Annotated in this window: 4 protein-coding genes; 3 read left to right on the forward strand and 1 reads right to left on the reverse strand. The window is 28.4% G+C overall.

The window, feature by feature from the left end:
- Positions 1-25 precede the first annotated feature (25 nt).
- Complete coding sequence (locus V3249_RS01760) at positions 26-5,980, reverse strand: SGNH/GDSL hydrolase family protein (protein WP_341517631.1); 5,955 nt, start codon at positions 5,978-5,980, stop codon at positions 26-28.
- 161 nt (positions 5,981-6,141) lie between these two features.
- Between V3249_RS01760 and V3249_RS01765 the strand changes: the two genes are divergently transcribed.
- From V3249_RS01765 to V3249_RS01775, 3 genes are all read left to right on the forward strand, one after another.
- On the forward strand, positions 6,142-7,389 hold the full coding sequence (locus tag V3249_RS01765) for an IS3 family transposase (protein ID WP_332976865.1): 1,248 nt from the start codon (positions 6,142-6,144) through the stop codon (positions 7,387-7,389).
- Positions 7,390-7,744: 355 nt separating this feature from the next.
- A complete protein-coding gene (locus tag V3249_RS01770; RefSeq protein WP_337896965.1) occupies positions 7,745-15,676 on the forward strand; it encodes an ABC transporter permease in 7,932 nt (2,643 codons plus the stop codon).
- A 261-nt stretch (positions 15,677-15,937) separates the two neighbouring features.
- Complete coding sequence (locus V3249_RS01775) at positions 15,938-17,596, forward strand: IS1634 family transposase (RefSeq protein ID WP_252263002.1); 1,659 nt, start codon at positions 15,938-15,940, stop codon at positions 17,594-17,596.
- Positions 17,597-17,811 lie beyond the last annotated feature (215 nt).

Here is a 17,811-nt window from a genome sequence, read left to right on the forward strand (position 1 = left end):
TTAATTTAAATTTAGTAATCATTTACTATTTGGTTGGATTATCATATTTATCAGGATAAGTCCCATCATGAATTTGCTGTAAAATTTGGTCTTTTAGTTTAGGTTGGTTTGTGTCTTTAGAAAAACGATTTATTTCTTTATTATAATAAATCATTGTTAGCATATCGTTTAATTTAACATCTCAAGATTTGTAATAGGTATTTGAAATCCAACCCTTACTTTTTACAGGATCACCAATTACTTTATCAATAAAGTCTTTGTAACCAGTATTGTCGGTTTTATTTTTATTTGCTTGTTCACCATTTTGTAATGAAGCACGGATTATTTCAGATGCAGTATATGAAGACAAAGTACCACCGTAAAACCCTCAAGTTCGAATTAAATAAGTAGCATTAGAAATTCTTGATTCATAAGTGTAAAAAAGAAGGATTAACACTAATCTATAAAGGAGTCTTCCTTTTGATGAGTCTTTAAAGTTATTAATTGATATTTTGCTAGATTTCTCAGAGTGCCAAATTCTATGGAATAATTTTGAAATTGCTTCAAGTTGAGGGTCTTTTCCACCTGATTTAAAAATTGAGTCTAATTGAATTCCGGTGTATTTTATATGATTTAATTCTTTTAAAATTGGTGAACCATCATTTTCATTTTTATTATCTCAGTTTGGTGAAGCTAAAAATATTAAATCAAAAAAGTCAGCAATTGATTTAGGTGATATTTTCTGTCCTGTTGGTGTTTTTAATGTTAGATTTTTTTGATCAATTAGTTCTTTTTGATCGCTTCGGGTTTGGTCTGTTGAGTCATTTTCACTAATTTTTGGCTCAATTTTGACAACTAAATCAAGATTAACTAATTTGGCTAAATCTAATTTACTAAAAATAGCACTAAAAAAGCTTGAACTTTTTTCATCAGGATTTAAGGTTTTGATTGACTCTACAATTTGATCTAATATTCCTGAAAGTAACGGATTTTCTAGTCCTAAATTTATAAAATCATCGAGAAATTTAGTTATTATTGCTCTTGGGTTTTCTATTTTAGCCTTGGTAAGATTTTGGTTATTATCTAAATTTAATTTTAAATATACAGCAATTACGTCGGCTGCTAAGTCAGCAAATTCATTATCTTTTATTAAAAAGTCAACCACAGATCATAGATATGATTTTAAAAATGCTGAATTTGATTCATTTTGAGAATTTGCTCGGGTATTAGGTACGTTTTTGTTTGATTCATCACTTAAAAATTTAACTAAAAGCCCGGAAAATGTTTTTACATCCTTGAATAAAGCAGAATTTTTGTTCATATAATCTAAAAGATGAAAAATTAAAACTTTATTAATTGAATTAGGTAAAAATTTTATGAGCAATTTTTTGAGTAATGGTTCAATTTTTGCCTTTTTGTCCGCTGATAAACCACTAAAGAGCGAAAAGCTAGAGACATCTCCAATATTTAACAAGCTTATTTTGTCTTTGAAAAATGTTGAATTGAAAATTTTAACGATTATATTTCAAAGATTATCTCTTTCAGTATCAGAAATTTGGCCATAAACCGATGCAATTTGTTTTATAAGGTCAATAATAAATTCTTCTTTTCCAATTTCAGTTTCTAAAAGTGTACTAAGATTTGAAAAAGAAACCTCACCGCTTGTTATTTTGCTCAAAATTGATATAAATTTTGTTAATAAGGCATTTTCTTTAGAATAATTTGCCTGGATTTGCGGTGAGTTTGTTTCTTGAGGAGCTTGAGATGATGAAGAGGTTTGGGTTTGGTCAGTATCACTAAAAGGTTGAACACTGACTAAAACTTGGGAAAAATCTTCGCTTACATTAACAGTGGAAATATTATCTGGCAAAATTCCTGTTGGATCAACTTCGTCTTTGTAAAAATTTGCAAGATTATTTTTTATTATTTCTTTTATTAGTTTGAAAAATGGCTCAAATTCAGTCTTTTCAAATTCAGTATTAAGCATTTTTCCAACTAGTGTTGAAAAATTATCGGTTAACTTGTTGTCTTTTTCATCTAATTTGACAATAAATTCGCCAATAATTTTGTTAAAATATTGCTTTTCAAATAGTTTCTTAATTAATGAAAGGTTATTCAGTGGTTGTTTAATTTGTGTTTTTGCAACTATTTTAAAATATGATTTAAACAGATCTTCTAGTGCCGGTGATTTTAAAAATCAATCAAAAATTGGCATAACACTGTCAAGATATTCTTTTGGAATATTTGCTAGGCCTGCCCGAATCTGTTCAGAAATAGACTGACTTCTAACGACTTCGGAAATTAAAGTTGCAATATTATCTTGGGAAATTTTGCTTTGAGTATCAGTAGTTGTTGCCTCTTGAGAATAATAAAAATTAGCAATATCAACGCTAAAACTGTCAAATAAAGTCTCAAGAACTGGTTTTTTAGGGGTAGAATTACCTGAAATTGCATCAAGTATAATTGAAATCAGTGCTTTTATTGTTAATGGTGAATAAGTTTTTGGCTCAGCGTCAAAATCTAAAGTTGAGTCTTTTAATTTTGAAAAAATATCACGAACTAAAACCAAAATTGTATTGACTGAATTATCAGTTAAATTTAAGTTATATTCATCCAAAATTATCTTTAAAAATTCAGAAATTGAATCTCAAGTTGAAGAATCACCTAAGAAAAGGGTGAAAACTTGCTCAATTAGTTGAGTATTTTGTTTGAGAAAATTTTCAACTAGTGAATTAAAGTTTGGATGTGATTCAAATTGTTTTTCGTCAAAAAAATACTTAATAAGTTCTGAAAGTAATTTTTCAACTTGCTCTGATTCAAAAAAGTTTGTTAAAATCTTTAAAAGTGTTTCTTGGATTTTAGGGTTGCTAAAAAAACTATTTTGGTTTAATTTACCAAGAAGTTGATTCTGTAAAAATGACTGTCCAAAAAGATTTTTGAAAAATAAAACTAAATCGTTATCAGTGACTTTAGTTTTAAAATTAAGACTTGCAAGATTTTTTAAGAGACTATAAATTGTATCTTGAGTAAAGAAATTATTTAAAAAGTATGATGAAAAATTTTGAAAGGATAGTTTTTGATCAGTTAAAGCAATTTCTTGAGAATATTGTTGAATTTTTAGTTCATCTTGTTGTTTTTTAGCTTCTTCTAAAAGTAGTTTTGCTGAATTATGCTCTTCAGAATTTTCTTTATAAAAAGCTTCGAAATTTTGTAAGGCAGCTTTTACAAATCCAAAAATTAAATTATCAGTTGGAGATTCTCTGTCTTCTTTTCATGCTAGATATTTAAGACGAAAATCTTGGAAAATCAGCTCAATTATTGTTGTAAAAGTCTTAATTGATTTTTCAGTTAAGCCTGATGAGCTTAATGAATTTGAAATTAAACTAGTAAGATTAGTTAAAAATTCCGGTTTTTCTACATTTGCGGCGATAAATTCGTAGACATTTTCCTCAAGTTTTGGCAAATTATTAGCTAAAAACTGAAAGCCAAAACGATTTAAGTTGTCAATTTGTTGGTATTTGTTTTTATTTACTAAAAAATCATTAATAGCTTGATTTACAATGTCAGCAAGTGGTTTAAATGAATTTGAAGACAAAAAATCTTTAAGCGAGTCAAAAAAGAATGAAAAACTAGCAAAATTAGGGGTTGAAGTATCAATAAAATTACTTAGGTCAAATTTTGTTAAAATTGGGTAGAATTTATTGAGTAATTTTTTTAGTGAATCAATTTGGTTTTGACTTAAGTCAAAACTTAGAAGTTCGTGAAATAAATCAAGTAAATTTTTTGAATCTTTAAAAAAAGTTGAGTAATTTGTATAAATTTGCTCTGAAAAAATTGAAGCAATATTTTCAGAGATGTCAGTAGTATTGATTTTTTCAATGACGTCTAAGAAATTTTTGGCTGCTTGATCATTTAGTTTAGCCCAAACATTAGTACGAACAACAACATCGGCAATTGAAACTAAAAGATTAACAAGTGCACTCTGGTCTGCCTCATCCAAGTTGAACTCAAAATTATCGTTAATAATCGATACTAATAATTTAACAGATTCATGATGTTTTAGTGTCTCAGAAATAAAATTTCTAATAAAAACAACATTATCGCTATCATTATCAGGATTTTCTAAATAAGTACGGATTATTTCGTGAAAATTCTGTGAATTTTTATATTCGCTTGATCGAAGATGGTAATCAGTAATTATTTTAGAAAATAATTTTCTTATTGAATCAAAAGTAAAGACAACTTTTAAATCTTCTTTATTTTTAAGGTCGATTTTGATAATATTATTTATTAGCAAATCTTGGATTATTGTTTGGCCAAAAATGGATGAAAAAATTAATTCTTTAATTTTTTCAGGATTTTTATCTGCAAATTCAGAAGTTACAACAGTATTTAAAACATCAATTATTTGTTTTTCGTCAAAATCAGCAAAAATATAATTAACAAGGCCAGAAATTGTTGCTTTTTCTCAGGTTTTATTATCAGTTACATCTTGAACATAATTTTGAAAACGGTTGATAATTTTGCTAAAAAAGCCACTTGAGTAAATTTTTTGCAAAATTTCGGAAAAAGAAGCGCCTGAATTTTGGTTTTCCTGTCAAAAATCAGTTAAAATTTTTTGCACGCTTGAATTATTTTGAACAGCTAACTGGACAAAACGGTTTAAAAATCCGCCAAAATTATTATTTAGTATCACGTTTAGAAAATTTTCTATCGGTGATTGAGTTGCTTTTTTAACATTTTGAGTGGTTAATTTTTCAACTTCAGAGTCTTCAAAAATAAATTTTTCAGGTGAATTCTCAACGGTTAAAGCATTCAAAATTTCTGAATTGTTACCTAAATTTAGAATTCGACGGTAAGAATTAGCGTCTTTTTGGACATAATTTTCGTCTCAGTTTAATTTAGTATTTGCATCTTTTTTGAACTCTAAGTCTTGTTCAAACGCTAATTTGAACAGTAGATCTTGAGCCATTTTTTTATAACCCTTAGTTGATGGGTGGATGTCTAGGTCATTTGTGGCAAATTCAGAACTTTTTTCTTGCCAAATTGATTCATTATATAGATCAACATAATTTACTTTTTGGCTTTTTGCGGCTTTTTTGATTGTTGAATTCAAACGTTTTATTACTGAATCAGCATAATTTTCTGGAACGCCAATTTCGTTTGTGAGCATTTTTTCAAAGAATTTAATAATTTTTGAAGACAAAGAATTATAGCCAACTAAAACTATTTGTAAATTAGGGTTGATTTTTCGCAAACTTTGAATTAGTAATTGTAAGTTTCTATAAATTCTTTGACTTGCAATTTCAATGTTTTGGGCAAATTCAAAATTTGCCTCAGCTTTTGTAGCAAGTTTTTGCATCGGCTTAGCGATTGTGCGAAAATCAATAGCTTCCATTAAATCATTTGCGCCTAATGAAAGTGTTAGCAAATTAGAATTTTGAATTTTTTGACGTAGTTTTGGGTAGTTATTTGAATTAAAATCGCCAAAAACTTCACGGATTTGTTGTCCATATGGTGAGTCTAATTTTTGGTCTAAATGATAATTAAAATTAAAATGTGTCTTATCAGAATGTTTATAGGCTTGATTTTCAGGATTAAGCAAATAAAGTCAATCCCTAATTGTTGTTCAAGAAAGTGCTAAATTATCAAAGGATTTAAGTGCATTTGGTTTTATTTTTTGAATAAAACTAGCAAAAAAAGCAGGATATGAGAGTCCATTAATTTTGTTATTTGCATCAATTTTTCCGCGGAGATCAACAGAGTAATCCCAATTAAAACCAGCAGAAATTGAATCACCAATTGATAAATAGTTAATTTGGTCTAAAAGTTTTTCAGTTTCCTGGGCTGAATGGGTTATTGGAACGTTAAAATGCTCGGTTTTATCGCGATTTTTTATACCAATTAAGGTAATTCCAGATACGGCCAGAGATAAAGTACCAAAACTTAAAAATATTTTGAATGCTTTAGAAAAATCAGGTTTGGAGATATTTTTTTTCATTATTTTACCCCGCTTCTTTTTGTTATTCCAGATTTTTTTAATACAAATGAATTAGATTGGTCCAATTAGATAAGGAGCAAACTAGAAAAATAAAATAAAAATTAAATTATACTTAAATTAGTACACCAATTTCAGACTTATTCGAAAAAAGGTGTGTCAAAATGAAACAATACAAATTCACAATTGAAGAGAAATTTAAATACATCAAAATTGCCGAATCTAGAGGCTTAAAAAACGCAATTTTGGATTTTGCAGAAGAATTTAGAGAAATTTACAAAAACAAATCTAAAAGTAAAAAAGCGGATAAAGAATGAATGTTGCATATATACGCTAATAATTTGATAAGAAATTGGCAAAAAAAGTTTTATAATAATGATATGAAAAGTTTAATTAGTACTCGTGGAAAAATCAAATCTCCACGCAAACCAAAGAAGAAATATACAATTAACGACCTTTCTGAAAATGATCGTGAAGTTTATCAAGAGATAATGGAGAATGTTCTTAGAAGATACGGAATTGACCCCGCAATTGTTCTTGAGGAACTCAAAAAACGAAAACAAGAGCAAGAAAAAGATAAAAACAAAATCGAAAATTCCACTAGAATTTGTAGTGTTTTTAACATTAATCGCACTTCTATTTATGAGAAAATAAGGGTAAAAAAACCACCAAAGAAAATGATTTATGATGAAAAATTACTTGAGTGAATTCGTGAAAATTTCCATTTGAATCGAAAGGTAAAAGGCCGAGACATCCTATATAATATTTACATAAATCAGGGAAATTATGTAAGCACGTACGTGTTTCAAAAACACTACGAATTTTTAGGATTAAAATCAATTGCTTATAAAAGGCAAGGAAAACCGGCGCCAAAAGAGAAAAAGTTTACACGAATTTGGACTGAAGATCATATCAAAGGTGAATTTTCCTCAGAAAATTTTGGTGAAAAATGGTTTGCTGATATTAAATTTATCAAAATTAACAACGAATGATTTTACCTACACTCAATTATTGAAACAAAATCCAATTACTTGCTCAATTTTTCGATTTCTAAAACAAGATTTTCAGAAGAAACTATAAACTTAGTGAAACAAACAATTAAAAAGTATAATATTAAACCAAAATTTTTCCATTCAGATCATGGTGTGGAATATGCAAACTACAAATTTGCTAATTTTTTGAAGCAAAATGGTATCCAACAATCAATGTCACCAAAAGGAAATGCTCTTGCAAACCGCCCTATTGAATATTTTTATGCAGTTTTTCAACGCGAATTAATTAATATTGAGGGTCAAAATTTTGAAAATGTGGCTATTGCTTATCAAAAAATAAGTTCATTTATTCATTGGTATAACTATGAAAGACCTCAAAGTTGCTTATCATATAAAACTCCAAGTTATTATATGAGGTAAATTATTTGTCCAAATTTTTAAAATGAACATGCTAGAAAAAATTAACAAAAGCGGTGTAATCAAAATCATAGGTAAAAAACTAATTGTCTGAGATTTTTCTACCAATTTAAAATTAAATTATACTACATTTTTAAATAAAAAAACAATTTTTAAAAATTTACTAATTTAAAAAAGTTTTTTTAGGGCTAATTCGAGCATGAGTCTTAAAAATTTAGATCGAGATTTTAGCTATATATATTATTTATTATTTATATATATGGCAATTTGTAGAGCTCATTTTTTAATTTTAATTTATTTTTTTGTTTGCTATTTTTATTTTTTAAACTATAATTTTAAGTTTTAAGGTAGGTAGCCTATGAAAAAGATTTTTAAACACATATTTGCAATGTTTTTAAAAACTAAAGTTATTTTTGTTGGGCTAATAACTTTAGTTTTCTTTACCGCCGTAATTTTTACAACTTTATTCACGACAAATCGTGCCTATGAAGATCGGTTAGATGAGTATAAAAATTTTTCTGGTCTTCATGATGCAACGATTAATACTGAATTTAATTATTTTGGAAACGCCCAAAACGAAGGATATGATGAACTCAAACCAGAAGTTTATCAACCACTTGATTCCGAAAAAAGTAAAAAACAACTAATAATAAAAGATAATTTTATTAGTTTAGGTTCAATTTCACCTAATTTAAACAAGGATGAATATGTTCTCTCAAGCGAATTTAGTCGCGAATTTTACTTTAATGCAAAATTAAATGATGACAACACATTTACGTTGTCAAAACAAGCATTTTTGCCAGTTTATACAACTAGTGATGGTAAAAATTTTCAAAAAAAAGTAAAATCATATTCTCTGAGTACAAGTGATAAAATAACCTTAGACAAAACAACTTACAAAGCCAGCGACATTCTTGTTTATTTCAAACAAGGAGATAAAATTATTATCAATTTTGCTAACTCACTTGTCATTAATGGTGTTACAAAACAAGCTACTTTTGATCCAATTTTAGGCTCAAGTTGACAAAGACAAGGAATTGGCTTTGAATTAAAAGGGCAAGATTTATATTCACTTTTAAATATTAGACAAACAGTTGAAGGTGATTTTGAGATTGGAACTGATAGCAATAGCTCACCGTTTGTTAATTTTACTCGGAGTGGCGATTCTATTAATGCACAGTTTAAATCTAGAACTTTTAATTTGAAAAAGGATATAAACTGAAGCTCTAATGAGTTTAAAATTTTAGATCCAGGTCAAAATTACCAATTATTGCCAAACTGAGTTCGTGATCTAAGATCTAAAGTTGAGTATATCAATCACAAATATAAACTTAAAGAAATTGATGCAAATAGTCAAAATTTCACTGGTTTTATTAAAGAATATTTGCTTTATTTAAAAAATAATAACCCTAAACAATTTGAAGAATTACAAAATATTAACTACTGGGAAAAACGGATAATAACAACTGATGGTGATCATGAAACTGTTGTCTCTGCTGATCTTTCAATCGCAGATTTAACCGTTAATTTCCAGAAAAAGGATGATCCTTCTTTTGTAAGCACAATTGCCCAAATTGAACAATTAAATAGTAACAATTTAGCACTTGTTACAAATGAAGAATTAAATAACTTATCAAATTCAAATATTAAAAATACAACCTTTTTAAAACTTTCACAAAATGTTCAAGAATATGCAAATATTTATTTTTATAATTATTTGCAAGATTACTCACAAAAAGTTAATGGAAGAGATGTAAAAGTAGTTGACTCAATTGGGACAAGACAAACCTTTACAATTGATGTTCAACAAAAAGGCAAAGATTCAACAACAAACCAAGTAATTCATTTTATTAATTCCGGAATTAGTCCTGAAGTTTTTAATAAAATTAGTTTTGATAATCAAAATTTAGAACAACAGCAACAACTTGGTCGGCTATTTAACGAAATTCAAGATTATAAATCAAAAAGAGAAACTAAACTATTTCCACAAGTAGGAAAAATTTTAGATAATTCAAATACAAAAATTCCGCCGATTTTTCAGGCTAAAATAATTGCTGCTGCTCATGAGAGTTACGGAATTGATCCAAAGCTAATTGATTTAAAAGTAACTTTTGGTAATGTTGAATTTCAAGATGATCAAAAATTGCTTTACCAAAACATTTTAAATACAAAAATTGTCTTACTTAAAAAAGTTCAAGACGAAAATCCAATTCCTGTCACAAGCAATTTTGCCAACTTAGATTTCCACGGAATAATTTTGCTGCCAAATTACCAATTTGGTTATGTTTTTAAAAACCTTGGTGAGACTAAATGGACTCTGCTTCCTGAAAATATTATAAAAACTGACTCTTCAGCTCCTGGAAGTCGCGAGCAGAGAACACAGGCTTTACTGGCAAATTTCTTGGCAAGTAAAAACTTTGAAATTGATGCAAAAATTTCGCAAAATGGTTGATTTAGACGGGTAGATAATTTTTCAAATACAGCAACAATTCCGTTAATTTACTATTACTTTTCAACTAATGTTCAAAATGAAATTGACACACAAAAATCAGCTCGCTCATTATTTTTACAAGCCGCTGATGCACTAAATAATTCTGTTTTGGTCGATAATGGCTTTTTCTTAAAACCTGATGTTGATGCAATTTTTGCCGCTCTTGCCAGTGCTGCTGATGAAATTAAATTAGTTGATATTCTTTCTTTTCGAACTAAAAATTATAATTTGCTTTCTGAATTACTCGTAAAGGCCGGGCATAATTTAGTTAAAAATAACCGTCCAACAATTATTAATGATGTTCTAGCTAATTTTGTTGATCAAATAATTCATAAAACTGAAGAGTCAGCTGTTTCTAATGCAGATCGAAGTCTTTATCTTCTTAGACAAATTTTTTCACTAAACTCAGTTTTATCTACTTTTGGTGTTGATATTTTTGACCAAATTCAAAGACTTGGTGGTGTTGAGGCACTCGCTAAGGCAATTAAAAATCCAATAAATCTATTAAATGGATTTAAAAAAGTCATTTATTCAATTGACTTTGAAAAAATGCTTACTAATTTAAACAATTGATTCGAAGAAGCGAATAAAAACAAAACAAATTTAATTAGTCTTTTTTCAACTGCTGATTTTGTCAAAGAATTTTTGAAGTCAATTGACCAACAAAGAATCAAATCAGGACTAATTGATATTGTTAATGAAATTGACTTTAATGCAATGTTTTCAACTGTTGTTGACCAAAAAACCAAAGGCTTTTTTGGATTTTTAACACGGCCAATTGTTGAAAAATTTGCAAAAGACAAACAAGCCCAAATTATTAAAATTCTTGGAAAATTAAACGGAAAAGGCTCAAATAATCCTTATTCAAACATTAACGAAGGTCTAATTGAATTAATTACTAATTTTGACATTGCAACTTTTGCAAAAAATCTTGATTATTTAACAAAAACCTCTTTTTCAGATGGTTATGATAAATATGTAAATCTGCCAGAAAATTTGAAAAAAGCACAAGAAAACCAAGAATTTTTCAAGCGAAATCAACTAATGCCTAATGATTATTTGATTTCCCTTGTTGGAACTTTTCTCAAAGATGAAAAAACAAGACAAAACACAATAAATTCATTAATTAAAATAATTAATGCCTCATCAAAAGGACAAGATTCAGGAAGTGGAGAAATTGGTCTTCGTTATTTCCTTCCTGGAGTTGATGAAGACAAAATTGACATTTATGACTTACAATTTATTAGCGCTAACTGAAATTCAGCTGTAAATACTGATAATTTGCAAAAAAGTAAGCAAATTGATGTCCTTGCAAGTTCTATTTTGACAAAACTCAGCGAGAATCCTGAAATAAAAATTACAAATCTAACATTAAATGAGCGAATTTTTCTAAATAGATATTTAAGAATTGCAAATCTTGATAATATTGAAGATATTAAAAGCAGACTCCAAGAAATCAAAGACATTTTTGAAATCTTTAATTTTAAAAATTATACAAAAACCGGTAATATTATCACAAATATTAAACCGCCAAGTCTTGAAGATACAAATATTTTTGCAAGTTCTGAATCTATTGGTGACATTCTTTACTTTTTAACAAATTCAATCAAAATTCCTGCTCCAGTTGAAGATGGCAATTCTGGCGGAAATCCCCTAAAACTAAAGCCAATTTATATTTTAGCCTCAGCGGATCAAATTGATAAATTGCAAAGCTCAATTATTAATGATCCGAGTTCAATTATTCCGCTTGCAATTCGTAATTACCGTTTTTGAATTCGTTTTGTTGCCGAAAACAACCTTCCAAACTTAGAACTCCAACAGGCATTTAATAAATTATATTCTTTTGCTAGTTCTTCTTCAACAAATGGAATTTTAAATGATACACAACTTTTTGGTGGAATTAAAAATCTCCAAAGCCAAGAAGGACTTTTTGCCGGTCTTCCTGCTGCTTCAAGGTCAATTTTGCAGCCTTATCTTACAAGTTTGCATTTAAAAAACGATAATACCTTTAGAAATCTTTTAAATGATGCAGTTTTTGACAAACAATATACTGACCAACATGGCAATAAAAAAACTATTAAAAGTTGACTAATTGAAAATCAAACTGAATTGGTTGAAAATTTAGGATATTTAGCTTATTATTCACAAAATTATCCTTTTGATGCTAACTTTAATAAATCTGTTAAATATATAATGGATAATTATTTGCTACAAAATAAATTTTCTGACTCACCTTTTAAAAAACGCTTTTTATCAACACTTGTTGCTCAATATGCCACTTTAAATCCTTTACTTGTTGGACTAAATTTAGATTCTCTTGGACTTGGACAATTTTTCTCAGCTCAACTGCCACAAATTCCTTTATGATTTTCAACAAATCCTGATGTCCTAACCGAAACTGAATCAAACAATTTTAATCTTGCCTTTATTTTACAATCACGGATTCCATCTGTAAGACAAATTCAAGCTGATCCCTCAGCACAGCAATCACAACTAATTGAGCTCTTGTCATCACAAATAAAAAATAGTAGTGAAGAAATTCCGCCATTTATTTATAGCAATTTGGCAAGCAGTGTTTCGCTTGATTATTATAAATTAAAAGATATTTCTGCTTCAATTCTGGAAAAATCAAAAGATAATCCTGAATTTTTTGGTGTTAATATTTACAAATTTTACGAAAAATTCTTCGAAAAAATCATTGTTACCCGTCTTGCAAGCAACTCAATTAATATTGATGATAATCGTGCATATGTTATCAAAGTCAATAATACCTATTTAGAACAAAATCAAAAAGAAATCTACCAAGGACAAATTCCTGACAATGCTAGTGATATTGAAAAATTAATTGATCAATTAGATGATAAATACATTTTAAATGCTGGTGGTCTTAAATATATAATTGTCGGTTCTGATTTTAGTGTTGATTATTTATATCCAGTTATTGACGAAAAAAATATTAAACTTGACCCGACAAATCAAGCCTTGGCGTATGTAAATAAATTCGGTTTTGATAAAGCTCGCTTTTCATTCCGTTCAAATCCAGTAAAAAATTACTTACTAATCAAATTAAAACCAGAAGGCGATCTGGAAAAATTCAAGCAAGATACTGATGATTTAATTGCCAAAAATTTTGCACTAAATCGTCTCCAGCGAACATTTAGCGCTAATGAAATTGACTTTTTAAATCCTGAAAGGTCACTACGGATTTCAGTTGGAACAAATATAATTTCTACTTTTTCATCAATTAATATTTATATAACTTTATTTTTATCAATTCTAGTTCTTTTTGCTGTTGCCTTTATTATCAAACGTTATATTTCAACAAACAATAAAGTTCTTGGAATTCTTCGGGCTCAAGGATATACACTCTTTGAAATTGCTTCTTCATTTCTCTCAATTGGTTTACTGATTTCATTTATTGGTGGATTGCTTGGTTATTTAGTTGGATTTTTTGTCAAAATTCCGCTTGTTGGCTTAATTTCACAATTTTGAGAATTTGATGTAAATCTTTATAGTTTTGAGCCAATTTCATTTGTATTTTCCTTCGTAGTTCCATTTTTAGCAATCAGTGGACTAATTTATTTAGTAATTCTTTGAAACTTAAAACAAAAACCAAACCAATTATTATCAGGAATTACTGAAATTAACACTTCAAAATTCGCCCAAGGAGTGGCAAAACTATTTAGAAAAACCAAAATTGTCAACAAATTTTCAATTTCACTTGTTATTAATTCAACTTGAAAAATTATCTCACTAGTAATTGCAATTATTATTGTCCAATTTGCGCTAATTTTTTCACTCTCATCCCATAATATTTTCCAAAACACAATTACAAAAACTTACTCAAATCGTCATTATACATACAAATTAAATCTCTTTAGTCCAACCCGTGAAGGTGGGCCGTTAGTTGTTTACAATCCAAAAAATCTCGAAAAAAACTTGTATGTTCCAATCGGATCAGGTTCAGAGATTAACACTAATTCACCAAATTACTTCCGTCCAGGAAATCCTTCCGTGTTTGGTGATACCAACCAAAATGGTGAGATAAATACTAACTCAAAAAATCCAGTTGTTCTTTCTCGATCAGGACTAAATATTAAAATTAGTGAATCAAATAACCTTTCAATTTTTGATATTGTTCTTTCAAATCTTCCTGAATCATTAAGAAATAATATTTTTTCAATTTCCAACAAAGTTGTTCACCAAATGGAACAATCACAAAATATTGAAGAAAAAATCGCTAACAAACAACCATATTTTAAATATTTAGCCGATCCGGGGAATGTTAATTTAGGTAGATTTTGGTACTTTAAATTTGATCCTGCAAAGAACGACTACCTGGCGCACGAAGTATCAATTTTTGGCCAAGTCCAAAATCGTGATGAATACCGGAAATTTTTAGTCGAGTCATATTTGAACCCAAATGTTGAAAAAGACTTTACCGTTTCCTTTGGTGGAATTTCTCTAAGCCCTAATGCTGAAAACACACCGCAAAATCAAGTCTATACTTACATTGACACTTCTTATAATGACGGATCTTCAGTTGAAAATGGTCTTAAAATTTACGGTTATAATACCCAAAGTCAAAACAACCCAATAATTGAAATCAAAGATGAATCAAACCAAGATTTACTCAAAGTCATTAATGATTTCAAAATTGAAAATGATATTTATCCTTTAGTTGTCAACCACGTTTTTGCCAAAAAACACAATTTAGGACTAAATTCAATAATTGAAATGCCAATTATTAACACTGTTGACCGTTATTTAGCAAAAATTCGTGATATTCCGCAAAAAACAGCTAAATTTAAAATAATTGGTATTTCTGATACTTATATAAATTCAGAATTAATTACCTCACAGGACGTGGCAAATAAACTTCTTGGTCTTGATATTTTCGATTCAGCCTTAGAATTTTATAATTTAAAACCATTTAACGGATTAATTCTCGCCTCACCTGATATTGAGCAAATTACTAATTCCTTTACTTTGTACTCACCATCTGGATACTGACCAGGTAGTTCAGAGATTAATGTTGATTCACTAAATCAAGATGATACAATTGGTTTTTTTGCTAACATTTTTGGTTTTAGCGAAAACGAACAAGACCAAAACAAAGGTGCCTTACAACTTGTTGGTTACTCAAAAGAAGAAATTTTAAAAATTATTAACCTCAAAAACCAGCAACAAAACGCAACCTGAATTAACCAAAATTCAAACTTAGATTTTCAATCACTCTCTAACCAAACCTTTGTCAACCAAAACCTTTCTTCAATTAAACAGGCACTCAAAAATTTCAACGAAATTTATGGTAATACAATTTACCAAATTGCCCCCCAAGGTGTTGAGGCTAAAAATATTGAAACAAACTTTATTTCTAACTTTGCTAATCTTTTTGGAGCCGGAATTAATATTGTTGTCATTGTTTTCCTAGCGGTTTCCTTAATTATTTTAATAATTATTGCTTCTTCGATCATTAATGAAAACCAAGAAAACATTGCAATTCTAGACGTTCTTGGTTATTCAAATCGAACAAAATTAAGACTTTTCTATAGCATTTATCTTCCAATTTTAATTATAGCAACTCTAATAAGCGTTCCTTTTGCAATGCTGGGAATGGGGATATTTAGCTCGTATATTCTTGCTTCAAATTCAATTTTCCTCGCTTTGGCAATATCAGTTCCTGTCTTCTTTATCGCACTATTAATAATTAGTGTAATTTTCTTTGGTGTGCTTGGAATTCTCTGACGTTTCTTAACAAACCGTAAATCTGTTTATGTAATTAAGGAACAAAATTAATTTTTATTTGTTTACTGATTTGTTTTAATTAAAACATAAGTCAAAAATAATCTAAAAACTTGGGGGTCTACCCAAGTTTTTTATTTACTCTTTTTTGATAGTTAATCCCGAGTTTCCCAGTTTGAAGGCAAAAATTCACTTTTTAGTAAATATAAATATGAAAAAAGACCTGTAAATCGGTGTTTTTTGAATGTAAAACCTTAATTTTTATTGGTAGCATTTGGTAGCATTTTAAGTAATTTTATGGTATAATTATACATTATGAAAAAACAAAATTTGTTTTTATTTAGTGTTTGAGGATCTTCAAAAGATAAACCATATAAATATGTTGGCTGAACACAAGGTTATTCCAAAGGTCCAAAACGTTGATTTAGTTTAGGAAATGAGCGGAATTTGGAAAAAATTAATCCAAATGCTGTTCAAATTATCAAAGAAAAATTGAAATTGTTTTCAAATTTAGATGACAAAGATAAAGTCAAGGCTATTTTACTTGATTCTATTAAAAATTCCGCAATAATCGAAGGTTCGGTTTTTGTTGGTGGGGAATTAATTGAAAAACTTATTGAAAAGCACAATATTTTTGAGTCACTTCCTAAAAGTAGACATAAAAATATGAAAGAAATTTTTAACTACTTAATTTCAAAACGGATCACTGATCCTGGCAGCATTATTAATGCTTTTGATAAAAAGGATGACTACTCAAATCAAATAAATGCTTCCAAAAATAGCTTTTATAGACTCCTAGATCTTGTCTTTGAGTCACAAAATCAACTTTTAAATAGTGTCAACAAAATGGTAACAAGCGAACTTGGAAAAAGGGACAGTGAATTTTATTTTGACTCATCAACAATCTATTTTGAGACATTTGAAAGAAATGGATTAAGAATTCCTGGCTATTCTAAAGATGCTAAATTCAAAGAAGACCAAATTGTCATTGGCTTAGCGTGTGATAAAAATGGTATTCCTTTTCATATTAAAGTTTTTAAAGGAAATACCGGCGATTCTAGTACATTAATCCCTTTTGTATTAGATGTTGAATCCAAATATAATATCAAAAATATGACAATAATCGCTGATCGCGGCATGTCAACTGCTGCAAATATTCGATTTCTTGAATCAAGAAACTATAATTTTATTATTTCATATCGTGCAAAGGTAGGGACTCAAAAATTCAAAAATTATTTACTAGATCCAAGGGATTATGTTGATGTAAATGCGGATTTTAAGTATAAAAAAGAAGAATTTTATTCATCTTATAAAAATAAAAGATACACTGAAAATATTAGAAGAAGAATTATTACTTACAGTACAAAAAGAGCGATAAAAGACAGAAAAGCTCGTGAAGAGCAAATCGAAAGTTTTATTAAAAAACAAAATAAAGACGGTTTTATTGAAGTAAACAAATTGTTTGGTAAAAAACCTAAATATTTTAAGGAAATTTCAAACATGAAATTTGAATTAGATCAAAGTAAAATTGACAAAGACAAACAATTTGATGGCTACTATGTTTATGAAACAAATATACTGAATTTAAATGTCTTAGATATAGTTGAAAAATACCAAAAACAGTGGAATATTGAAGCTAATTTTAGAAGTCTAAAAGGTTTGTTGAATATTCGGCCCGTATTTTTAAGAATTGACGAGCACATTCTAGCTCATACACTTTTGTGTTTTATCTCACTAGTTATTTTAAAAACTATAATATTTAAAATCAACAAACATATTAGTGATAACAAGTTATTTGAAAACAATCAATTAACTGAGGTTGGTTTAGTAACGATGTTGCAAAAATTAAGGCAAAGGGTTGAATTTAACACTTTAGATCAGCAAATAACATTTAAAAATCGAGATGGTGTTCCTAGTGATCCGAATATTTGAAATAGGTATGATTTTTACTTTGATATCTTAATAAATCACTAATAAAATTGTTATTAACTTTTACCGAAAAACTTAAAAAAGTGCCTAAAACCAGATGCTTTTTTAAAATTACCTTATCAAACTGGGAAACTCGGGGGGTCTACCCAAGTTTTTTATTTACTCTTTTTTGATAGTTAATTTGCCAATTTTGGCTTAAAAATAACTATCAAAGCAAAAACACTGAATTTTAAATATAACATGCACAAAAGAAAAAATCT

The organism is Mesomycoplasma ovipneumoniae, from assembly GCF_038095995.1.
GTDB lineage: Bacteria > Bacillota_I > Bacilli_A > Mycoplasmatales > Metamycoplasmataceae > Mesomycoplasma > Mesomycoplasma ovipneumoniae_F.